The sequence below is a fragment of the Bacillus cereus group sp. N6 genome (genome assembly GCF_016483705.1).
Lineage (GTDB): Bacteria > Bacillota > Bacilli > Bacillales > Bacillaceae_G > Bacillus_A > Bacillus_A wiedmannii.
Genome location: NZ_JAEHBI010000003.1, coordinates 223,741 through 245,548, shown reverse-complemented (window position 1 = coordinate 245,548; position 21,808 = coordinate 223,741). Strand labels below are relative to the sequence as shown.

Sequence of the window (21,808 nt, the reverse complement as noted above, 5' to 3'; positions counted from 1 at the left end):
GAGAGGTTTATTTTTTCTCGCCCATTTTTTCCAAATACAGCAATGCATCATCCAGCGTATCAACTGGTACAACTTTCATTTTTGTTTTAATATCTTTCGCAGCCTCAAGCGCATCTTTATAATTCGATTTCTCCGCACCTTTTTCATTTGGCGCAAAGAACACTTCAGCACCAGCATCACTTGCAGCAACCACTTTTTGCTGAATACCACCAATCGGGCCAATTTCTCCCTTTTCATTTATCGTCCCTGTTCCAGCTATTTCATGCCCTCTTGTTAAATCATCTTCCACAAGTTGATTATATATTTCTAATGTAAACATTAGGCCTGCCGATGGTCCGCCTATTTCATGAGAATCAATTTTCACTTTCGGATCTACCATTAATTCTCTTTCAGTAACGATAGAAACCCCTATACCAACACGCCCATTTCCATTCGGAATGGTCTTTACATTTAAATTTTCTTTTAACTGTTTTCCATTTCTCTTGTACTCAATATTTACTGCTTCCCCTTCTTTTTTCCCTGTCATATATTCAATAAATTGCTCCGTCTTTTCAAATGTTTTTCCGTCGACAGCTATGATAACATCTCCAAGCTTAAGCTTTCCTTCTGACGGCATCCCTTTCGCTACTCCTGCAACCAATACACCTTTATTTTCAAAAGAAACAGTACGGTTTGCACGTTTATACGCATTATAGATTGCTGCATTTTGCGAATCTTTCATCGCATAATTTTGGCGAAATTGATATTCTTCATCACTCTCACCTTTTTGCAATATTTCTTCCGCTTTCGAAATATGTGTATATTTATTAAACTGTGCCGCTATTAAATTCACCACATTTGCTGGTCCCATTGAAACCGTAACAAGCATAAAATCACCGGATTCTTTCGTTCCACCCTCAACTTGAACGTAAGGCTCTAATTTGGCCGCCATTCCTGGTTTTGTTACATAATACGGTAAACGTACGTAAACAAGTAACATCGCCAATATAACCCCTATTAAAATTGCATATATAAACCGAAAACGCTTAAACATTATGTTTCTCCTTCCACTGCTCAATTAATAAATAAATATTTGCAACATGTTTTTCCGCCTCTACTTCTCCAACTCGAATAATGTCTTCAATGTTTGTAAAAGCACGTGAACTAAATTGTTCTACAGCTGGTCGCATCATTAAATCCGATGCAATTTGTCGATTCATCACCAGCTCATGTTGCATAATTTCAATACTCTGCATAATTACATCATAAATAGACGTAACCTCTCCATTCACTTTAATCGGCGATACATCAACAGCAATAACAATATCGGCACCTAACTCTTTCACAACCGATACTGGAATGCGATCAATCACTCCGCCATCCACCAATAATCGTCCATCTATCTTTTCTGGTACAAACACTCCAGGTACAGATATGCTAGCTCTCACAGCCTCTGCAACAGGACCACTTGTAAAAACTACTTTTTCCCCCTTCAAGATGTCAGTAGCCACAACAGCCGTCGGGATATCTAACTCTTCTAAATTTTTATTATATGTAAACATTTTAATCATATCTTTGACACGTTTTCCAGCAATAAATCCCATTTTCGGAACTGTAAAATCTAAATAATATTTCCTCTTAAAAACATTTGCCAGTTTATACAACCTTTCAACGTTTGAGCTAGCTGCATAAAACGTACCTACTAAAGCCCCCATACTACTTCCTGCAATCATATGAATCGGTATACCATTTTCTCTTAAAACTTTTATAACACCAATATGCGCAAACCCTTTTGCGCCCCCAGATCCAAGAGCTAAGCCAATTTTCGGTTCTTTCATTTTTCTCACCCTTTAATTTTTTTCATTCCTTTTTCATACTTATGGTCTAAATGCACTACGTATCCACGTATACTGAAATGAACGTTTTTTGGGACAAAGGGGGATTTACTTACATGTATGAAAAATGGAAAACGGCTTTTCTTACCCTATCAACACTATTTTTAACCTTTTCTCTTGTACTTCACCCCCAAGCTGCTTTGCAAGCTTCCATTCGAGGGTTAAATATATGGTGGGAAGTTGTATTCCCTTCACTTTTACCGTTTTTCATCATTGCGGAACTTCTAATTAGTATTGGTGTTGTAAAATTTATAGGTGTTATATTAGAACCACTCATGCGACCACTTTTTCGCGTTCCAGGGATAGGCGGATTTGTTTGGGCAATGGGAATGGCTTCTGGATTCCCTGCTGGCGCCAAATTAAGCGCTAGACTACGTAAAAGTAATCAGCTAACACAAATCGAAGCAGAACGCCTCGTATCTTTTACAAACTCATCTAATCCACTTTTTATTTTTGGAGCTGTTTCTATCGGTTTTTTCAATAATCCGAAATTAGGAATCGTATTAGCTGCTGCACATTATTTAAGTAACTTTGCCGTCGGGTTATTGATGCGTTTTTACGGCAATAACAATATTTCCACGAAGGATCAACATCCTACTAAAAAACGTCCTTTTCAAAACCCTTTTTCAGTCCTACACGAGACGCGCATGCAAGAAAAAAGACCATTAGGAAAATTACTTGGGGACGCTATCGTTTCTTCTATTCAAACGTTACTTATGATTGGTGGATTTATTATTTTATTCTCTGTTTTAAATAAAATGATTACTGTATTTCATATTACAGCAGCACTTTCTTTTATTATGCAACATATTTTATCATTCTTCCAACTAACTACAGAATTTAGTATTCCAATCTTATCAGGCATTTTTGAAATGACACTCGGTAGCCAAATGATTAGTCAAATAAATGAAACACCCCTCCTGCAGCAAGCTATGGTAACAAGCTTTATTTTAGCGTTTAGCGGCCTTTCTATTCAGGCACAAGTTGCTAGCATATTAGCTGAAACAGACATCCGATTTAAGCCCTATTTTTTCGCACGAATTATCCAAAGTATTCTGGCTCCTATTTTTACTTTTATATTTTGGAAACCATTTTATGAAAAAGTAAGCTCTTTTTCACCTATGCAAAAAGATATCCCCGTATTTTTATCGAATCATTCTTCTATACTGCAAGAAATTTGGACATCTTTTGTACACTATGGACCGATCTTTACTTTATTTTGTTTATATGTATATGTTATCTTATTATTTTTTCGTAGCAACAAAGAAAAACCCCGTTCACTTTAACGGGGTTTGAAACTTTTCTTTTAAAGCACGTTCTACAACAGGAGGTACAAGATCTACTACGCTTCCTCCATATCTCGCAACTTCTTTTACAATGCTCGAGCTTAAAAATGAATATTGGTTATTTGTCATAATAAAAAAGGTTTCAATATTTTCATCTAATTTTCGATTCATAGAAGTAATTTGCATCTCATATTCAAAATCAGAAACCGCTCGTAACCCACGCAAAATCGCGTTTGCATTACGCATTTTCGCATACTCCACTAGTAGTCCACTATGTGAATCTACTTTTACATTCGGGATATCCTTTGTTGCTTCTCGAATTAAATCTAAGCGCTCTTCAACTGAAAAGAACGGTTTTTTTGACGAGTTGTTTAAAACTACTACGTATACCTCATCAAATACTTTTGCTCCCCTTTTAATAATATCCAGATGCCCAAGGGTAATTGGATCAAAACTTCCCGAAGAAATAGCTATACTAGTCATTCCGTCCCCTCACCTTCATACTTATAAATCGATATTGCTGTAATCCCATAATTTTCAGCTCTTACTTTTACAAGACTCCCTATAGAATCAGGTAAAACCACATCATTACCATGCTCTGACATAATTAATCCATCTCTATGTAGCAATCCATGTTGATCCATCACACTAATTAAAGATACAATTTTTTGATCTTTATATGGAGGATCAATTAATATAAGATCGAATGATATTTCACGTTTTATAAGAGCCTTTACCGCACGTTCTGCATCATTTCGATATACTTCAGCTTGTTCCTGTATTCGACAACTTTCTAAATTTTGATGGATTACTTTTATCGCTTTATTATCTCGATCAACAAAAATTGCTTTATCAATCCCTCTACTTATAGCCTCGATTCCAAGACCACCACTACCGCCAAATAAATCAAGAGCGATACCACCATCAAAATAAGGACCTATCATATTAAAGATTGATTCTTTTACTTTATCTGTCGTTGGACGTGTTGTATTACCTGGCACCGCTTTTAGTGGATGCCCTTTACATTTTCCTGAAACTACTCTCATCTGTTGTCACTACCTTTATTTCAATCTATCGAGCAATTATAGAAAACCTTTCTCCATTCGATAACCGCTACCAAACTATACTATTCCATGAAATTTTCCATTCATTTCTCAACGAACAATAGGAGAACTTTGGCTTAAAATAACCGCTCTGCATTTTTATGTATTCATCTCACCATGCGCTAACACGAACCCAATATGTATATTCGTTTCACTTTATCTTTTTTATCCTATCATAAAATAAAAAAAAGAAAAATAAAAAGCCAAACATAAAATTTAATTTCATGATGTATATCTTCATTTAGATTGGACATAAATAATTATAACAACATCACCTTCGATGTTGTTGCCAACCGCGGAGAAGACTTACGTTTCCCCATAAGTTCTTCCTCCGGTTTCTCCTCTCCCTTTGCCTTCTTACTAGTACATGCTAGTATAAGAAGGGCCCTGCTTTGCAGGGTTTTTTTTCTTTGTCTACTTTTCATTTAAAAAGTGAGATGGTACAGTAAGTAAAAGAAAGAGGAGGAAAAAATATGATTCAACGCTTTATAGAACTCGGAGAAGGCTACTCTGATTTATATGAATTACTTGAAATTGCCAAAGCAAATCAAGAACGTATAACACATATGTTACAATTTGAAACGATTAAAAATGAAAAAAAAGTGTGCTCACTTGTTGTAATATTAAAACCAACTACTACTGGTGATTTCCAACCATTATACATATGTCGTGAAGGCATTCCTGTACTTGAAAATAAAAAAAGTAAACGCGTCATTTTATTTGAAGAAACGGCAGAACAACTAGGAAGAAAAGTGACTACCTTTACGGTAAAACCATCCACAACTTTCCCAGAAAAAGAACTGTTTTTCAATCATTTAATTGGTATTTTACGAATGAATAATTTCATTCCTCCAATGAAATAAAGTGTTATTTCAAGTAAAAAAATCCCCTACTAAAATTAGCAGGGGATTTTTTCTATTAACTATAATCGTATTCTTTTGCCCGATCAGGACGTGAATTTTCAAATTCCGTTTTTAAATACGGGCGGTACGACTGTTCTATCTTCTTCACAAAAGGAAGTTTGTTCAACTTTTGCATCATATGCTCAATTTGTTCCATATCACAATATACTACTGCGTATTTTAAGCGTTTTGATATGTAATGTATGTTACCATATTTCCTTAAAATCTTGGCATGTTTCAATGAATGTAAATAAACAATCATACTTTGTCGTTGCCCGAACATAATCTTCTCCATCTTCTCCTTTTAAAAACATATATTTTATATTTTATGAAAACCAATCAGAAATTTATGACATTACAGGACAAACTCTGTATACGTTTTCTTCTATCTTCTAAAAAACGGGGTAATTTACCCCGTTTTACAGCCACAACCTCCGCCGGTACCACAACCGCCACCACAGCCACCAGCATCAAAAAATGGATTTCCTGTTGGAACTTTGATGGAAGAAGACACCTCAGAACCGATTGCTACACTAACTTCATCTAACAACTTTTGCAAAGCTGTTTCTACTCGTTTAAAAGCTGCAACCTTATCATGTAAGTCTACAGAACGCTTTAACTCCCTCATTTTCGTCGAAACGAAAGTATAATCAGGATGGTATTTACCGAAACGTTGCACTTCTTCATATCGTTCTTTCATCGCTGTAAATTGCTGAATTAACGTCTGAACTTCCATATCTTCATGCAATTCTTTATAACACTTACGATAGTCTTCTGCTATATCTGAACAGATAATCGCTTTTGCAAGCTGCTCTGCCTTATCTAATATCAATACGCTTTCCAGCGTCGCTACAATCATGAGAGACACCTCCGAGTATTCATCATACCACATTTAGAATAGAACTACTAATTGAAGTGTCTCACTAAACAGAAAGATATCACTCTAACTATTTTCCGTATAATCCCAGCACATACTTATACATTAATATGTTCCGCAATATTATATTTCAGAACATCCCATTTCCCACTATTTTCTTTCACATAACTAATACATGCATTTTTTAATGGTGTCTTAAACGAAATATCTTCCGGTGCAATTGCATGTAAAATTGCTTTTATCGCATGTGAATGAGCTACAATGATAATACGTTTGCCAGAATGGGTTTCTGCAACATCTTTTATAGCAGCAAAGCAACGAGTTACAATCTCTTCATCTTGCTCCATACCTTCTACTTTACCTTCTGCAATTAGCTCCCTAACAGTCGCAACCGGCTTCCCAGAAGCTTCACCAAAATTACGTTCAACAAATCGCTCATCTAATAAAATCGATTGCAATCCTGCAGCCCCTGCAATTTCCTTAGCTGTTTCGTGCGCTCTAATTAATGGGCTACTTATAATTACATCCCATGCTTCCGCTTGCAAAGCAACTGCACTTTGACTTGCTTGCTTCTTTCCCACTTCATTAAGTGGAATATCTTCACGTCCCTGAATAATCTCTTGAAAATTCCAATCAGTTTGTCCATGTCGTACTAAACAAATTTCCGTCATGCTCATGCTGCAACTCCTTTTTAAATAATCCGCTTCTATTGTATCAAAAGTTCTGCATGACGGACATAGTTTTCCCTTCCAATTATGTTGTATTTTGCTGCTTCATATACTGAAACATATCGATCATAATGGAGGCAACTGCCAATTGGTTTTGAAATTTCTCAACTTTATCTGGTATCGTTTTTTTGAAATGCTGCATAGCCGCTAACTCAAATGCCTCTTTTTCTTCAGGGTTTCGCGTTAGTTTTCTATACCAGTACGGTTGCTCCCTAATATAGCGAGATAAATCCTCATCAGCCTTTATAAACTCCATAATTTCTGCTCTCATCCGCTTTCCCCCTAATCCTTCTGAAAGAAAAATGGATTATTTTCGGAAGTACTTTCTTCTTGCCGCGCGGGCTTCCCTTGAAATTGTTGAAAAACTTGTTGCACACTACCAATAGCACTCGTCACATTAGCTAAATGGTGTTGCATCTGTTCCACATCTAGCTTTTTAAAGAAAGAAAGCATTTGTCCCATCACATCAGCAGTTTTTTCCTCTTCAGTTCGATTATCTTTTTCTTTTTCTTGTTTATTTTCTTTTACCGAAGAAAAAGCTGGCGCTCCATCAGGCCTAAAAGTTGCCCATATCGGATCTTCTTCACCAAGTAAGTACCATTCTTCATAAAACTGTTGCCAAGTTTTGTGACCACTTCTAACCTCATGAACCATTTTAGGGTGATGGTTTACAAACTCTTTAAACTGTTGAACCGATGGATGTAACGGTCCTTTTGTTGTTGGCATAATCCTCACCTCTTCATGTATATCTACTATATAGTAAGAAAAAAAAGGCACATGGTTCGCCTATTTTTAGACGATTCATGCACCTTTTTATCCTGCTATTTGCATACGGTAAGATTCCGACCTACACTTCAGTGAATACGAAGTACTTAAACGTGAGGTTTCCCCTACACAACTTAAAATTTCACTTTATTTTCGAATAAAGTTTTGTGTATAAAACTTATCGTATACCCCAACACCTAATCCTGTAAATTGTTCATTTAATACATTCTTTCTATGCCCTTCACTATTTAACCAACCTTGCACCGCCGCAATTCCATCACTATGTTGCGCCGCTATGTTCTCACCAGCAAGTTGAAACCCTACTTTCCCGCGCTGTAAACGATCTCCTAACGTACCTAGTGTAGGTGAATCGTGTGAAAAGTAATTATTATCCTTCATATCTTTACTATGCCCTATAGCCACCTCTGCTGTTTGTTGATCCCAAGCTAACAGCGGTAACTTATGGCGACTTCGAATAATATTTGTTAAATCAAAAATTTGTTGCATATTCCCATTCTCTATTTGTTTCATTTTATCTGGAGTCAATGGTTGTTCAGCTAGTAATTCACCCGAATAAACAAGCTGATACGGTCTTTGGCGTAATAACGTTTCATCATCCATATAACGAACACCAACAAGCTCATGTGTAAAATGATCAAAATATAATTGTGCCCAGCCATCTTCTACAGGTATTAATGGTTGTTCCATCACTTCCGTGTCAGATAACTCAAATTGATAACTATTTTTCCCTCTTTTTAACGAAATCTCATGCGAGAGTGGATTCTTTTTATACACTTCTTCATACTTTTCATTTATATAATAAGGCGGCACCTTAACCTGCTCACCAGCAACATACGCCGTTACAACTTTTCGTTCTGCAACTCCAAATTGAACATACTTAGTTAAATCTTGATTATATACCCACCATTCATATCCGTAAGCAGATGGCTCTATTCGAGATGGTTCGCCCCATTTTGCTAATAAATTTTCAGAGTCCCCACCAATCATATTTAAAACAGTATCGGAAGAGTCTTCATTTACTTGTTTTTTCTTTTTCACAATTTTATTTTCTTGCTTTGATTGAGATGGGGTTAATATATATTGTGAAACGAGTAATTTCCCGTATAAATCAACAGCTAAAATTAAAAATGTAATCATTACGATACGCAATAATTTCTTCAATCGATATACCTCCTGCACAAAACATAAAATTGAGATATACACAAATCCTTTTCTTTCCTTTTTTGTGTGTACCGTACTCTTTTCACTATATCATATTTTCGCAAAAAAAGTCTGGATTCTACCTTTTCTCTCAATATGAATTGCACTTTCTTATTATTCATACTATTATAAAAATAATGATGTAACATGAAAAGAGGAGGTATTATATGCAATTTACAAATACGAAATTTAATGGGGCAGTCGTTGATTTAACACTATTAACAGAGATTATGGAAAAGAACCATTTTGTACTTGCTGGACAGTGGGATTATGAACGAGTTACATACGATTATAAATTTGAAATATTAAATGATATTTATTATTTGCGCGTACAAGGTTTGGCTGTTGAAGGTGATGTTGGTAGCAGACACGCTGAAATAAAGCTACTTCCTCCCTTATTAGGAAAACATTATTATCCTCACGGCGTTGAATATGGTGATGGTGAAACTTTCCCAACGAATGTACTTCAAAAAAGCGAACAACTCCTACAAAATATCGAAAAAGAGTTAAAAGAGTTCCAAATCATTGAGTAAATAGAAAAAGCGCATCATATTGATGCGCTTTTTCTATTTATCTTACTTAAGAATGAATCGTCTTTTTGACTGGATACCCATAAATAGTTCCATCCTTTACTTTAATCTCATCTTCCCAAGGAACCTTATATTTACCTTCAGCTAAATCTTTTACAAACGTATACGGGTTTTCTTTCACCCCTCCAGGAGTCGCTACATATCCCCTTGCACCTAAATTATATATATTATTTTCGAGACCCCATCCTAATCTAGCCTGATCTGCTAGCTCTGGATATACTTCGGCAGTAACAATCTCCCAAGGATTTCGGTGTCCCTGCACTAAAGTAGTCCCATCAAAATTACAAACTTGTCCTTCACCAAAGTAATAAAATACCCCATCATAACCCGCTAAGTTCACTGACAATGTATACATTAAGTTTTGCCATGCATTCGAACGATTCGTTAACATCCATTGTTCACTAACTTGTGTGCTATATCCAGAAATACGAATCAAGACATTTGCACCTTTATAAGCTGCTTCACGAGCTACTTCAGGAAACATACCATCATGACAAATACAAACAGCTAATTTACTTCCTCCAGGTCCATCACAAACAGGTAAGCCTAAATCTCCAGCTTTCCAAGGTTCGACTGGCACCCAAGGATTTAGCTTACGATACTTCAAAATCATTTCACCTTGTGGATCAATAATTATTGCTGTATTATACGGTTCTCCACCATCAGGGTTTCTTTCCATTATAGAAAAAACACCATATACCTCAGACTCTTTACATGCCTCAGCAAACAAGTCTGTTTCTGGCCCAGGAACTGTACATAAAAACTCTTCTGTAGTCCATTTTTTTGTATTAAGCCCTTGTGTACTATATTCTGGAAATACTATCAATTCCAATCCAGGATACCCTGATTTAGTTGAATGAATTGTTTTTATGATCTGTTTAATTTGTTTATCAATGTCTGCACGTGACTCTACTACCGGTACTGGATATTGTATTAATGCTGTTAAAAAACCACTAATTGGCTTTACCATACTTCCACTACTACCCATTTAAATTCCCCCTTAAAATAGTTCTTGTTTATTAAAGATAACAATATAAATTTGTAACTCTCTAAAAAACTTGCACTACACATGGAATCATTACGTATTAAAGCTAGTAGTAAATCTTATATCCACTTTTAGTACATGCCTACACTAACTTAACATGAATAAATTGAAAATTCAATCTTTTTATAGTTTACTAAAACTAAAAAAGTGTATGGAAACCCATACACTTTTTTACTTAGTCTGTAAATATGGCGGTAATTGTTGCAACTGCTCTTTATCTTTTTCACGCTCTCTACGTGCCCACCTAAAAAATACATAACCAATAATCGTACCGTACACTATTTCCTGGACAATTTTCATAATGATGCCACCTGTTTGTTGATCTTGTACGACTGGCATCCAGTGTAAAAATTCTGGTCCAGTTATATTTAAATCAGATAAAGTTCCCGCTGGTACACATAGTTCCATCGCCTTCATCCAAGCAGCCGGATCCGTATACGTTGCAAATAATGGCGCCGTCGCAAAAATGATTAACGCGCAAGCTGGCGTTAATAATATACCGTTAGCAAACATATAACCAAGTTTCTTTATATCACTTAATGTTTGATATTCTGGTAATGGATTTAGCATCGGCCACCACATCATGATTGCCGTAAAGAACAATATAGCGAGACAAATAGGATGAGCAATTTGACTTTGTTTTACTGTATCAAAAACAACTGGTAAATGATAAAAAGAAAACAGGCCATTAAATACAAACAATGCAATAAGTGGCTTAGCAAATATCTTCAATATAATTTGAACTAACTTAAAAGAAGTAATATAACGATATAACCAAACTGGTATACCAAGCAACAATAACGGTGGAACTGCAATATACATAACTGCCATTTCAAACATATGTGCACTAAATATAATATGACCAATTAAATCAATAGGCCCTCCCTTTACAAAATACAAAAGAACAATCCCGGTCGTAAAATAAAAAACTTGCTTCTTACTTACCTTTTTCGCATGTTCAAATCGCATTCTATATGGCCCAATAATTAAAAAGTACCCGATAAGGATCGAAAGCATAAATAGTAAAAAGATTGGACTCCATAGAGCTTGAAAACCAAATATCCACAAGTTACTCATTGTCACACCTACCTTCTTAAGGTTATCCTTTCACATAACATGAAGAGGGAGCTGTGACGACACAAGCTCCCTTATTCTTCACTTTTCAAATCCACACAATTGTCATAAAAGCTAAAATTGTAATTAACCCGATCAACAGACCAGAATAAAGAAAGAAACTTGCCGCTTCATGTCCTTTATGACTCATATGCATAAAATAATACAATTGAAAAATTACTTGTACCACTGCTAATAGTAAAATAAATGGTACTGAGAAAGTCGGACTAAAAGTTTTCGGATATGCGACTGCTGCAAATGCAACTAATGTTAAAAAAATCATTAATGCAAATGTAATAACTTGATGCTTCATTTCCTCCGCACTTTTTCTCTTCCGATAAACAAGATCAACTTTAGGATTATTCATTTGCTTTATCGCCATTGTTTATCCCACCATTCCCATCAAATATACTACAGTGAAAATAAACACCCAAACTACGTCAATAAAGTGCCAATAAATCGATGCAACATAAAACTTCGGTGCATTGTATAAATTTAGACCTCTCTTCGCATTTCTAAAGATTAATGTTAAAATCCAACATAATCCAAACAATACGTGGAGACCATGTGTACCAACAAGAGCATAAAACGCGGAACCAAATGCACTACTTCTCATAGTATGCTTAAATTCATGCGTATAATGATAAAACTCATATATCTCAAATGCTAAAAACCCTAAACCTAGCAACACTGTTACTAATAGCCAAAGTTGCATTTTCTTAAAGTTAAAGTTTTTCATATGATACATCGCATATACGCTCGTTAAGCTACTCGTTAATAAAAGCATCGTCATAATGAAAACGAGTGGCATTTGGAACATCTCTTGAGATGTTGGTCCACCATTTGTAGAATTCTTTAACGCTAAATATGTGCCAAACAAGGAAGCGAACAATACTGTTTCACCTCCAAGAAATAACCAAAAACCGACAAACTTATTTTTTCCCTCAAGGGTTGCTTTTTCAGGCTCTGCTGGAAATGTTTCATTCGTTAATTTTTCATCTACATGCATTATGCCTTGCCCCCCTTATCTTCTAAATCTTCCTTATGAATATGATATCCATGATCATCGATTACTGAACGTAGGAACATTGTACCAAATGTAATGATTAAACCGATAATTGCTACTAATAACCAAAACTTATCTTTTCCACCCTGCATATACATTGCACCGAATGCCGCTATAAACAATCCTAAAGAAATGATAAATGGTGAAAACGATGGATTTGGCATATGAATATCACCAATTGGTTCCGCCGCTGTCATCTCTTTATTCCCTTCACGTTTTTCAATCCAAAACGGATCTAACCCGCGAACAAATGGTAATTGTTTAAAGTTATATTCTGGTGTTGGTGCTGGCATTGTCCATTCTAATGTACGTGCATCCCATGGATCACGACCAGCCTTTTCTTTTGAAACTGTCGTTTTAATTACATTGAATAGAAGAACAATCGTTCCAAGAGCCATAAATACCGCTCCAATAGAACTAATCATATTCCCCATTTCCAGCCCTTGGCCTTCAAGATATGTGTAGTAACGACGTGGCATACCAATTAAACCAAGGAAATGCTGTATGAAGAACGTTAAATGGAAACCGATAAAGAATAGCCAAAATGTTATCTTTCCTAACGTTTCATTCAATACTTTATTAAACATCAGTGGCCAATAATAATGAGCTCCTGCAAGTAAACCAAATACAACACCGCCGACAATTACATAATGAAAGTGAGCTACTACGAAATAGTTATCATGAAATTGATAATCCGCTGGTGCAGATGCTAGCATAACACCTGTAACTCCACCCATTACGAATGATGGAATGAAAGCTACTGCCCACATCATCGGTGTCGTAAAACGAATACTTCCTCCCCACATCGTAAAGAGCCAGTTGAATATTTTAATACCGGTCGGTACTGCAATCGCCATTGTTGCAACTGAGAAAATAGCATTTGCAACTGGACCAAGTCCAACAGTAAACATATGATGCGCCCATACCATAAATCCTAAGAATCCAATTAATACTGTCGCGAACACCATCGACGAATAACCAAATAATCGTTTTTTCGAAAATGTCGCGAAGATTTCTGAGAATATTCCGAAAGCTGGGAGTATAAGAATGTATACTTCTGGATGACCGAAAATCCAGAATAAATGCTCCCATATAATTGTATTCCCGCCCAATGCTGGATTAAAGAAACTTGTTCCAAATAAACGATCTAACATTAAAAGTCCTAATCCTACAGTTAACGGTGGAAAAGCGAATAATATTAGAGAAGATGTTACAAATGTCGTCCATGTAAACATCGGCATACGCATATACGTCATTCCTGGCGCACGCATATTAATAATGGTTACAAGGAAGTTAATACCTCCAATTAATGTACCAATACCGGAAATTTGCAAGCCGAGTACATAAAAATCAACACCATGGCCTTTAGAGGCTAAAGCTAAAGATGCATAAGATGTCCAGCCTGCATCAGGTGCTCCACCTAAAAACCAACTTAAATTTAAAAATACTCCACCAAAGAAAAATAACCAAAATCCGAGTGAATTCAAAAACGGGAACGCTACATCACGTGCACCAATTTGAAGTGGTACAGCGGCGTTCATAAATGCAAACACGAGTGGCATAGCTGCGAGGAAAATCATTGTTGTACCGTGCATCGTTAATACTTGATTATAAGCATCCCCAACAAGAAAAGCGTTGTTAGGAATCGCTAATTGAAGGCGAATAAATAGAGCTTCTATTCCGCCTATTATAAAAAACAATCCACCTGCAATTAAATAGAGAATGGCAATCTTTTTATGGTCTACTGTCGTTAAATAATCCCATATGACAGCACCCATCCCCTGTTTTTTTGCTACAGAACTCACGTTTTCAACCTCCCCTTCGCGAATAATCCCTCTTTACTTTTCAACTTTTAACGTTTGTAAGTATGCATTTAATGCATCAATTTGATCATCCGTTAAGTTGCCATATTTACCAGTCATTTTGTTTCCTGGTTTCATATTTTCAGGATCTTTCAGCCATTTTTTTAAGTTTTCTTCATTGTTTTCGGCAATACCGGCAACCATATCGCGATCCGCAAAGTTTGCTAAGTTTGGTGCGATACGAGCGGAAGGTGGTCTACTATCATTAGATCCAACTGCGTGACAACCAATACAGCTTTTATTAAATATTTCTTGGCCCTCTTGCGCCTTTGTTGAAGCTACTTCTTTCTTCCCATCAATCTTCTTCATATCAGCAAGCCACTTTTTGTACTCGCTTTCATCTAAAGCTTTCACTTTGAATTGCATTAAAGAATGTGATGGGCCGCAAAATTCTGTACAAAAACCATTATAAGTGCCCGATTTATCTGCCTTTAACCACATTTTGTTCACATTGTCTGTATTTGTATCCATTTTCCCAGCTAAAGATGGAACCCAAAACGAATGTTTAATATCGGCACCCTTCAAATTCAAATACACTTTCTTACCTGTGGGGATGACTAAATCTTGAGAAGTCACTATTTTTTCTGATTTATAAGAAAATTCCCACCAATAAAGATTCGCTGTTACATCAACAACGATAGTATCTTTATCAATATTCTTTTTCTCCATCGCACTTACATCAGCAAGTTTGAATGTATATGTAACCGTCGGAACAGCTAAGATTAACAAAAGAATAATCGGAATAACTGTCCAAATAATTTCTAGTTTGTGATTCCCTTCAACTTGCTCTGGAATATAATCTTCCTGACCTTTCTTTTGTCGGAAACGCACAATTACATATAAGAAAATAATAGTAACTACTAGTACTACTCCTACCATAATCGCAGTTGCTAGTAAGAGCAAATCATATTGCATTTTTGCTACTTCTCCTTGCGGAATTAAAGTAGATTGAAAGGCTTTACCGCATCCCCCTAACAGTAAAGCCAGCAGTGAAACGAACGAAAGCAGTCGCCACTGTTTCTTCATACAAACAACCCCCACTTTCCTTGTGAATTAGATTGTACTTTATAGTTAAGTAAAGTAAATCTCAACGTAAAGAAATCCAATTATGTCGTTGTCTTAGAAGAATGTAACTACAATCATTGATACAAATAAGATTGTTAAATAATTTAGGGAATAAACAAACATTTGTACGGACCATTTGATGTCATCTTGCTTACGGAAGCCATAAAATCCTAAAACGATCCATCCGATGTTTAACAATGTTGCAATTACCATAAATGTTATCCCTAGTCCACTCATATAAAATGGTAGTGGTAATAAACATACTGTCCAAATCATAATTTGGCGTTTCGTAATTTCAAATCCATGAACTACAGGAAGCATTGGAATTCCTGCATTTCGATATTCATCAACACGTTTCATCGCTAATGCGAGGAAATGTGGGATTTGCCAAATAAACATAATTAAAAATAACATCCAAGCAATTGGATGGCCTAAAGATGGATCGATTGCTGCCCATCCAATTAAAGGTGGAACTGCTCCAGATATACTACCTACAACAGTATTTAGTGTATACTTTCTCTTTGTCCATAACGTATATAAGACAACATATGTGAAAGCACCAATAAATCCCATTAATACTGCCATTGGTGTTGTTAATAATAAAAATACAAATCCAAGAAGTAATATAACTAGTCCAAATGTAAGTGCAAATCCCGGTTTATACTTCCCAGTAACTGTTGGACGGGTTTTTGTTCTTTCCATTAACGGGTCGATGTCTCGATCAATGTAGTTATTTAAACAACATACCCCTGCCATAATTAATCCAGAACCAACGATTGTAAAGAATAACTTATCCAGATTGTCCATCACACTTAATCCATTAAAATGTAATGCCAACCAAAATCCTGTAAATACAGTAAGTGTATTTGAGTTTACAATCCCCATTTTAACGAGCGCTGATAAATCTTGTAGCCGAGTTGTTTCCGGTACACTTGTAACAGCTGACTCATCATGCAGCTCACTTGTTGCATGGCTCATCACTTTAACCCCCTCTTAAAACTTTCATCTTTCTTTTTGCGCCTATTTCGAATGAAATATTTCGCTTCTATATAGCAATATTATTACAGTAGAAATATTGTTAATCCATTCTACTACTAATCTACGCCCATACTCCAATATATTAAATCATATTTCCCGAACATTTTGTGAAGAAAACATGAACTTTTTGTGTCGAATATAAAAACTTAATTCTTACTTGTCCTTATCATAACATGATGTTACCTTCTATAATAAACTTTTTTGTCATATTTAACACGTATTCTCCCCATATCTTTTCAAAATAGCCTGTTTTTCACCTAAAAATTCCCTTATATATCCTATTTCCACACCCATTTTCTCTCCCCTGTCTGCCCCCGCCATTTCTTTGCTATTTTATTATTTTTTATATATCATAGAAACTAGCGCTTTTTATTCTATACATAATGGAATGAAAATATTTCGCAATAACTTCATAGCAGAAAGATGGTGAAATAGATTGCAACGCTTTATTAAATGGTTAGCAGTCATTACGAGTCTTGATTTATTAATAGTTTTACTAGGAGGCGCCTTAGTTACAAAAACAGGTTCTGGCCAAGGGTGCGGTAAATCATGGCCACTTTGTAACGGTGAATTTGTTCCATCTAATTTATCAATGGAAACTATTATTGAACTAAGTCACCGCCTTACATCAGGATCAGCAGGAATTCTTGTCACTCTCCTTTGTATTTTGTCCTGGAAATATTATAAACATGTGCGCGAAACAAAAACGTTAGCAATTTTATCCTTCGTATTTTTAGTTGCGCAAGCATTAATGGGAGCGGCAGCAGTTGTTTGGGGACAAATGCCAGCTGTACTTGCTATCCATTTCGGTATTTCCTTAATTTCATTTGCTTCTGTCATTTTATTAACGTGTCTTATCTTTGAAATTGATCAGAAATTTGATGCACGTTCACTTATTATGGACAAAAAAATGAAATTTCATATTTATGGTGTAACAATTTACAGTTATATTGTCGTCTACACAGGTGCTTTAGTACGTCACGAACGAGCTAGCTTAGCCTGTCCAGACTTTCCTTTATGTAGCAAAAATAGACCTATGCCAACTCAACTACATGAATGGGTTCAAATGGGACATAGGGTTGCAGCGATGTTAATTTTCGCTTGGATACTATACGCGATGATTCTCGCTATTCGCCATTACAAGCAGCAGCCTGTCGTATACTGGGGATGGATCATTTCATTTATCCTTGTTACACTTCAAGCTATCGTAGGAATTTTAGTCGTATTTACAAATGCTAATTTAGTAATGGCATTATTACATTCACTATTCATTTCTTGCTTGTTTGCTGTACTATGCTATTTAGTTATGTTAGGTACACGAAGTAAAGTGAATGCAAAAGAAGCTGAATCAACTTCTAAACAAACAAAATAAATTTAAATTAAAATACCTTGCCGAATTGGCAAGGTATTTTTTGCAATAAAATGAAACTTTAATCAGTGGGGGTCTTCACCCCCCACTGATTATTAGCCCGCACCAATCAGGCTTTTATGGGCAGTTGATCCCCCATCTAACTTCTTTGTTTTCGCTGAATTTTGAGGCGGGTGTCTTACTGCCCGGCGAATAGCGGGATAAAAAAAAAAGAGCTGCATTTACACAGCTCTTTTTCTTTTTTAGTGATCTAATTCAATAAGTAAATCACCCGTTTGAATCGCATCACCATCGTTAACATATACTTTCTTCACTTTACCATTGAACGGCGCTTGAACTGTCGTTTCCATTTTCATCGCTTCTGTAATTGCCATAGAATCGCCTTTTTTCACTTCATCGCCTTCTTTTACAACTACTTTAATTACCGTTCCTGGCATCGTTGCACTAATATGATTTGGATTCTCACGGTTTCCTTTCACACGTTGTGCAACTGTTGCTTTTACACTCTCGTCTTTCACGATAATTTCACGTGGTTGACCGTTAAATTCCAAGTAAAGGACACGATTTCCATCCGGCTGAGGTTCTCCAATTGATACTAGTTTAACCATCAATGTTTTACCTTGTTCGATTTCCACATTGATTTCTTCACCAAGTCTCATACCATAGAAGAACGTCGGTGTATCAAGTACAGATACATTTCCATAAAGCTCAGCAACTTTTTCATAATCCATAAATACTTTTGGATATAAAGCATATGCAACTACATCAAAAATCGTTACTTCGCGTCCAAGTTTATGGAATAATTCTTCTTTTAACGCTTCGAAATCTACTGGCTCTAATAATTCACCCGGTCTTACTGTTAATGGCTCTTTCCCTTTTAAAATAATTTCTTGCAACTTTTTCGGGAAACCACCATATGGCTGTCCTAAATCTCCTGAGAACATTTCAACAACAGATCCTGGGAAGTCCATAGAATGCCCACGCTCTAAAACATCTTGTTCTGTTAAGTGATTTTGAACCATAAATAATGCCATATCACCGACAACTTTAGATGATGGCGTTACTTTAACAATATCGCCAAACATGTCATTCACACGGCGGTACATTACTTTCACTTCATCGAAGCGATCTCCTAAACCAACCGCTTTCGCTTGTTGTTGTAGATTACTATACTGTCCGCCTGGCATTTCGTGCATATATACCTCTGTATGAGGTGCATTCATACCACTTTCAAACGGTGCGTAGTATTTACGTACATCTTCCCAATAATGAGATAGTTTTTCTAATGAATCTATATTAACGTCTGGCTGTCTTTCGTTTCCACCTAATGCATAGTATAGCGTGTTCGCACTTGGTTGTGACGTTTGACCAGCCATAGAACTTACTGCTACATCGACAATGTCAACACCTGCTTCAATTGCCTTTGTATACGTTAATATACCATTTCCACTCGTATCGTGTGTATGCAAGTGAATCGGAATCGATACCGTCTCTTTTAATGCAGAAACTAAATCATATGCCGCATTAGGTTTTAATAAGCCTGCCATATCTTTAATTCCTAATATATGTGCTCCTGATGCTTCTAACTCTTTTGCTAAGTTTTTATAGTAATTTAAATCATATTTACTACGTAACGGATCATGAATATCTCCTGTGTAGCACATTGTTGCTTCTGCAATTTTACCAGTATCTCGTACAGCATCAATCGCAACTCTCATACCTTCTACCCAGTTTAAGCTATCAAAAATACGGAACACATCAATTCCTGCTTGAGCAGAACATTCCACAAATTTTTGAATTAAATTATCCGGATAGTTTTTGTAACCAACTGCGTTTGAAGAACGAAGTAACATTTGGAATAAAACGTTTGGCATTTTTTCACGAAGATCTAGTAATCGTTCCCATGGATCTTCCTTTAAGAAACGATATGCAACATCAAACGTTGCACCACCCCACATTTCCGCTGAGAATAGGTTTGGTAACATTCTCGCTGTCGGCTCTGCAATTTGATGTAAATCTTTTGTACGAATACGCGTCGCCAGTAATGACTGATGCGCATCACGGAATGTTGTATCCGTTAAAAGTACACGCTTTTGATCTTGTACCCATTTTACTAATCCGTCCGCTCCACGCTCATCCAAAATTTGTTTCGTTCCATTTTGAACGGGCTCTGAGTGTAATACATTCGGTATACGAGCATCCGGGAAAATTGGTTTCTCTTTTTTCCCTACTCCTGGGAAGCCATTTACTGTTACTGACCCAATGTAATTTAACATTTTTGTTCCGCGGTCTTTACGTTTCGGGAACAGGAATAGTTCAGGTGACGCATCAATAAATGAAGTGTCATATTCTCCTGATAAGAAGTTTTTATGTTTTACTACATTCTCTAGGAATGGAATATTTGTTTTAATACCACGAATACGGAATTCTTTTAAGTTACGTTCCATTTTCGCAGCAGCTTGTTCAAAAGTAAGTGCCCATGTTGTAACTTTTACGAGTAAAGAATCATAGTACGGTGTAATAACAGCACCTTGGAAACTATTACCTGTATCAAGACGAACACCGAAACCACCGCCTGATCGGTATGCCATAATTTTCCCTGTATCCGGCATGAAATTATTTAGTGGGTCCTCAGTCGTTACACGAGATTGGATCGCAAATCCATGAACAACTACTTCCTCTTGCTTCGGAACACCTACCATTTTACTATGTAATGCATGTCCATCAGCTATTAAAATTTGCGATTGAACGATATCTACCCCTGTGATCATTTCTGTAATTGTATGTTCAACTTGAACACGCGGATTTACTTCAATAAAGTAAAACTCATCACCTTTTACAAGAAATTCTACTGTTCCTGCGTTTAAATAATTTACATTTTTCGTTAATTTCACAGCAGCATCACAAATACGCTGACGCAAATCATCTGAAAGCGACACACTAGGTGCGATTTCTACCACTTTTTGGTGACGACGTTGTACAGAACAGTCACGCTCGTATAAATGAACAACATTGCCCTCTTCATCTGCTAAAATTTGAACTTCTATATGTTTAGGTTTTTCAACGAATTTTTCAACGTATACTTCATCATTACCAAAGGCTGCTTTCGCTTCTGACTTCGCTCGATTATACGATTCTCTTAATTCTTCACTACTACGTACAATACGCATACCACGACCGCCACCGCCAAGGGAAGCTTTAATAATAATCGGGTAATCATACTTTTCAGCAAATTCTCCAACTTCTTCTACTGAATTTACCGGCCCATCACTACCAGGAATAACTGGAATTTGTGCTAGCTGCGCTTGTGTTCTTGCTTTCACTTTATCTCCAAACATATCTAAATGCTTACTCTTTGGACCAATAAAGATAATCCCTTCTTCTTCACAACGTTTTGCGAATTGAATATTTTCTGACAAGAAACCATATCCAGGGTGGATTGCATCTACATGATTACTTTTCGCAATCTCAATAATGCCCTCAATATCTAGATAAGCATCAATTGGCTTTTTCCCTTCCCCAACTAAATAGGACTCATCGGCTTTATAACGATGATAAGAACCACTATCCTCTTTAGAATAGATTGCAACTGTTTTTAATCCAAGTTCCGAACAAGCTCGAAACACACGAATTGCAATCTCTCCACGGTTAGCTACCAATACTTTTTGAATACGTTGCAGCTTTGTCATGATTTTCCCCCTCTACTTTCCTACCACTCTAGAGATAAAATATATACACACCCTAAAGAGCGTGAAGTTCTTCACTTTCTACATTATATTATACTTAGAAAGCTTCACTTTATTTTTATCCATCATACCTTATTTTTTAACAAATGATAAGTTTTCTGATCAATTTGTTTCACAAAAATAGTATAGCATACCTCTTCCTTTTCTAACAACTTAAT

General features: G+C 36.2%; 22 protein-coding genes. 4 read left to right on the top strand and 18 right to left on the bottom strand.

The genetic code is table 11. The annotated features are described in order from the left end of the window. Positions 1–7: 7 nt before the first annotated feature. Both JDS99_RS04510 and JDS99_RS04505 read right to left on the bottom strand, forming a co-directional pair. The gene (locus JDS99_RS04510; protein WP_000476311.1) at positions 8–1,033 is read right to left on the bottom strand and encodes a SepM family pheromone-processing serine protease; all 1,026 of its coding nucleotides are present in this window, start codon (positions 1,031–1,033) and stop codon (positions 8–10) included. Beyond that, complete coding sequence (locus JDS99_RS04505) at positions 1,026–1,817, bottom strand: patatin-like phospholipase family protein (RefSeq protein WP_000662602.1); 792 nt, start codon at positions 1,815–1,817, stop codon at positions 1,026–1,028. The genes JDS99_RS04510 and JDS99_RS04505 overlap by 8 nt, the downstream gene beginning before the upstream one ends. 113 nt (positions 1,818–1,930) lie before the next feature. On the opposite strand from JDS99_RS04505, the gene ylbJ reads away from it, so the two are divergent. Beyond that, positions 1,931–3,160 carry a sporulation integral membrane protein YlbJ gene (ylbJ, locus tag JDS99_RS04500; protein WP_088064314.1) on the top strand — a complete coding sequence of 410 codons (1,230 nt, stop codon included), beginning with the start codon at positions 1,931–1,933 and terminating at the stop codon, positions 3,158–3,160. Here ylbJ and coaD read toward each other — a convergent pair. Further along, positions 3,152–3,643 carry a pantetheine-phosphate adenylyltransferase gene (coaD, locus tag JDS99_RS04495; RefSeq protein ID WP_000200598.1) on the bottom strand — a complete coding sequence of 164 codons (492 nt, stop codon included), beginning with the start codon at positions 3,641–3,643 and terminating at the stop codon, positions 3,152–3,154. The genes ylbJ and coaD overlap by 9 nt on opposite strands. Continuing rightward, positions 3,640–4,206, bottom strand: a complete 567-nt coding sequence (gene rsmD / locus JDS99_RS04490; protein ID WP_001266975.1) for a 16S rRNA (guanine(966)-N(2))-methyltransferase RsmD — start codon at positions 4,204–4,206, stop codon at positions 3,640–3,642. Before rsmD ends, coaD begins: the two co-directional genes overlap by 4 nt. 530 nt (positions 4,207–4,736) lie before the next feature. On the opposite strand from rsmD, the gene JDS99_RS04485 reads away from it, so the two are divergent. Further along, on the top strand, positions 4,737–5,126 hold the full coding sequence (locus JDS99_RS04485; protein ID WP_000616012.1) for a DUF7147 family protein: 390 nt from the start codon (positions 4,737–4,739) through the stop codon (positions 5,124–5,126). 55 nt (positions 5,127–5,181) lie between these two features. On the opposite strand, the gene JDS99_RS04480 is transcribed toward JDS99_RS04485, so the two are convergent. The 6 genes from JDS99_RS04480 to JDS99_RS04455 all read right to left on the bottom strand — a co-directional run bounded on the left by JDS99_RS04480 (position 5,182) and on the right by JDS99_RS04455 (position 8,717). Beyond that, entirely contained in the window at positions 5,182–5,448 is a 267-nt protein-coding gene (locus JDS99_RS04480) for a YlbG family protein (protein ID WP_002080814.1), read from the bottom strand. A 126-nt stretch (positions 5,449–5,574) separates the two neighbouring features. Next, positions 5,575–6,024 (bottom strand): YlbF/YmcA family competence regulator, encoded by a 450-nt coding sequence (locus JDS99_RS04475; protein WP_000634355.1) that lies wholly within the window; start codon positions 6,022–6,024, stop codon positions 5,575–5,577. 116 nt (positions 6,025–6,140) lie between these two features. Then, positions 6,141–6,713, bottom strand: a complete 573-nt coding sequence (locus JDS99_RS04470; RefSeq protein ID WP_033657734.1) for a histidine phosphatase family protein — start codon at positions 6,711–6,713, stop codon at positions 6,141–6,143. A gap of 82 nt (positions 6,714–6,795) precedes the next feature. Further along, positions 6,796–7,041 carry a YlbE-like family protein gene (locus tag JDS99_RS04465; protein ID WP_001200991.1) on the bottom strand — a complete coding sequence of 82 codons (246 nt, stop codon included), beginning with the start codon at positions 7,039–7,041 and terminating at the stop codon, positions 6,796–6,798. 11 nt (positions 7,042–7,052) lie between these two features. Further along, positions 7,053–7,496, bottom strand: a complete 444-nt coding sequence (gene ylbD, locus JDS99_RS04460; RefSeq protein ID WP_001143336.1) for a YlbD family protein — start codon at positions 7,494–7,496, stop codon at positions 7,053–7,055. Between the two features lie 186 nt (positions 7,497–7,682). Beyond that, entirely contained in the window at positions 7,683–8,717 is a 1,035-nt protein-coding gene (locus JDS99_RS04455; protein WP_000735384.1) for a CAP domain-containing protein, read from the bottom strand. Positions 8,718–8,923: 206 nt separating this feature from the next. On the opposite strand from JDS99_RS04455, the gene JDS99_RS04450 reads away from it, so the two are divergent. Then, a complete protein-coding gene (locus JDS99_RS04450; RefSeq protein ID WP_001160938.1) occupies positions 8,924–9,289 on the top strand; it encodes a YugN family protein in 366 nt (121 codons plus the stop codon). A 46-nt stretch (positions 9,290–9,335) separates the two neighbouring features. Here the strand turns inward: JDS99_RS04450 and JDS99_RS04445 are convergent, their stop codons facing one another. From JDS99_RS04445 to ctaB, 7 genes are all read right to left on the bottom strand, one after another. Further along, positions 9,336–10,334, bottom strand: coding sequence for a formamidase (locus JDS99_RS04445; protein WP_046956455.1), 999 nt, complete (start codon positions 10,332–10,334; stop codon positions 9,336–9,338). A gap of 228 nt (positions 10,335–10,562) precedes the next feature. Beyond that, complete coding sequence (ctaG, locus tag JDS99_RS04440; protein WP_199694598.1) at positions 10,563–11,468, bottom strand: cytochrome c oxidase assembly factor CtaG; 906 nt, start codon at positions 11,466–11,468, stop codon at positions 10,563–10,565. An 85-nt stretch (positions 11,469–11,553) separates the two neighbouring features. Beyond that, entirely contained in the window at positions 11,554–11,886 is a 333-nt protein-coding gene (gene ctaF / locus JDS99_RS04435; RefSeq protein WP_000985692.1) for a cytochrome c oxidase subunit IVB, read from the bottom strand. A gap of 3 nt (positions 11,887–11,889) precedes the next feature. Continuing rightward, on the bottom strand, positions 11,890–12,513 hold the full coding sequence (ctaE, locus tag JDS99_RS04430; RefSeq protein WP_000557858.1) for a cytochrome c oxidase subunit III: 624 nt from the start codon (positions 12,511–12,513) through the stop codon (positions 11,890–11,892). After that, on the bottom strand, positions 12,513–14,348 hold the full coding sequence (ctaD, locus tag JDS99_RS04425) for a cytochrome c oxidase subunit I (RefSeq protein WP_170956742.1): 1,836 nt from the start codon (positions 14,346–14,348) through the stop codon (positions 12,513–12,515). The genes ctaE and ctaD overlap by 1 nt, the downstream gene beginning before the upstream one ends. A gap of 60 nt (positions 14,349–14,408) precedes the next feature. After that, entirely contained in the window at positions 14,409–15,458 is a 1,050-nt protein-coding gene (gene coxB / locus JDS99_RS04420; RefSeq protein ID WP_000745278.1) for a cytochrome c oxidase subunit II, read from the bottom strand. A 93-nt stretch (positions 15,459–15,551) separates the two neighbouring features. After that, positions 15,552–16,475, bottom strand: coding sequence for a protoheme IX farnesyltransferase (gene ctaB / locus JDS99_RS04415; RefSeq protein WP_000017546.1), 924 nt, complete (start codon positions 16,473–16,475; stop codon positions 15,552–15,554). Positions 16,476–16,971: 496 nt separating this feature from the next. On the opposite strand from ctaB, the gene ctaA reads away from it, so the two are divergent. Then, positions 16,972–17,907, top strand: coding sequence for a heme A synthase (ctaA, locus tag JDS99_RS04410; protein ID WP_001188735.1), 936 nt, complete (start codon positions 16,972–16,974; stop codon positions 17,905–17,907). 239 nt (positions 17,908–18,146) lie between these two features. Here ctaA and pyc read toward each other — a convergent pair whose 3' ends face one another. Further along, positions 18,147–21,593, bottom strand: a complete 3,447-nt coding sequence (gene pyc, locus JDS99_RS04405; RefSeq protein WP_199694597.1) for a pyruvate carboxylase — start codon at positions 21,591–21,593, stop codon at positions 18,147–18,149. Positions 21,594–21,808: the final 215 nt, after the last annotated feature.

What these genes read in the sequence shown, in the direction of transcription:
- JDS99_RS04450 (WP_001160938.1), top strand. Translation starts at nt 8,924, where the DNA reads ATGCAATTTACAAATACGAAATTTAATGGGGCAGTCGTTGATTTAACA.
- ctaE (WP_000557858.1), bottom strand. Translation starts at nt 12,513, where the DNA reads ATGCATGTAGATGAAAAATTAACGAATGAAACATTTCCAGCAGAGCCT.
- JDS99_RS04470 (WP_033657734.1), bottom strand. Translation starts at nt 6,713, where the DNA reads ATGACGGAAATTTGTTTAGTACGACATGGACAAACTGATTGGAATTTT.
- rsmD (WP_001266975.1), bottom strand. Translation starts at nt 4,206, where the DNA reads ATGAGAGTAGTTTCAGGAAAATGTAAAGGGCATCCACTAAAAGCGGTG.
- pyc (WP_199694597.1), bottom strand. Translation starts at nt 21,593, where the DNA reads ATGACAAAGCTGCAACGTATTCAAAAAGTATTGGTAGCTAACCGTGGA.
- ctaB (WP_000017546.1), bottom strand. Translation starts at nt 16,475, where the DNA reads ATGAGCCATGCAACAAGTGAGCTGCATGATGAGTCAGCTGTTACAAGT.
- JDS99_RS04475 (WP_000634355.1), bottom strand. Translation starts at nt 6,024, where the DNA reads ATGATTGTAGCGACGCTGGAAAGCGTATTGATATTAGATAAGGCAGAG.
- JDS99_RS04505 (WP_000662602.1), bottom strand. Translation starts at nt 1,817, where the DNA reads ATGAAAGAACCGAAAATTGGCTTAGCTCTTGGATCTGGGGGCGCAAAA.
- ylbD (WP_001143336.1), bottom strand. Translation starts at nt 7,496, where the DNA reads ATGCCAACAACAAAAGGACCGTTACATCCATCGGTTCAACAGTTTAAA.
- coxB (WP_000745278.1), bottom strand. Translation starts at nt 15,458, where the DNA reads ATGAAGAAACAGTGGCGACTGCTTTCGTTCGTTTCACTGCTGGCTTTA.
- ctaF (WP_000985692.1), bottom strand. Translation starts at nt 11,886, where the DNA reads ATGGCGATAAAGCAAATGAATAATCCTAAAGTTGATCTTGTTTATCGG.
- ctaG (WP_199694598.1), bottom strand. Translation starts at nt 11,468, where the DNA reads ATGAGTAACTTGTGGATATTTGGTTTTCAAGCTCTATGGAGTCCAATC.
- ylbJ (WP_088064314.1), top strand. Translation starts at nt 1,931, where the DNA reads ATGTATGAAAAATGGAAAACGGCTTTTCTTACCCTATCAACACTATTT.
- coaD (WP_000200598.1), bottom strand. Translation starts at nt 3,643, where the DNA reads ATGACTAGTATAGCTATTTCTTCGGGAAGTTTTGATCCAATTACCCTT.
- JDS99_RS04445 (WP_046956455.1), bottom strand. Translation starts at nt 10,334, where the DNA reads ATGGGTAGTAGTGGAAGTATGGTAAAGCCAATTAGTGGTTTTTTAACA.
- JDS99_RS04465 (WP_001200991.1), bottom strand. Translation starts at nt 7,041, where the DNA reads ATGAGAGCAGAAATTATGGAGTTTATAAAGGCTGATGAGGATTTATCT.
- JDS99_RS04485 (WP_000616012.1), top strand. Translation starts at nt 4,737, where the DNA reads ATGATTCAACGCTTTATAGAACTCGGAGAAGGCTACTCTGATTTATAT.
- ctaD (WP_170956742.1), bottom strand. Translation starts at nt 14,348, where the DNA reads ATGGGTGCTGTCATATGGGATTATTTAACGACAGTAGACCATAAAAAG.
- JDS99_RS04510 (WP_000476311.1), bottom strand. Translation starts at nt 1,033, where the DNA reads ATGTTTAAGCGTTTTCGGTTTATATATGCAATTTTAATAGGGGTTATA.
- JDS99_RS04480 (WP_002080814.1), bottom strand. Translation starts at nt 5,448, where the DNA reads ATGTTCGGGCAACGACAAAGTATGATTGTTTATTTACATTCATTGAAA.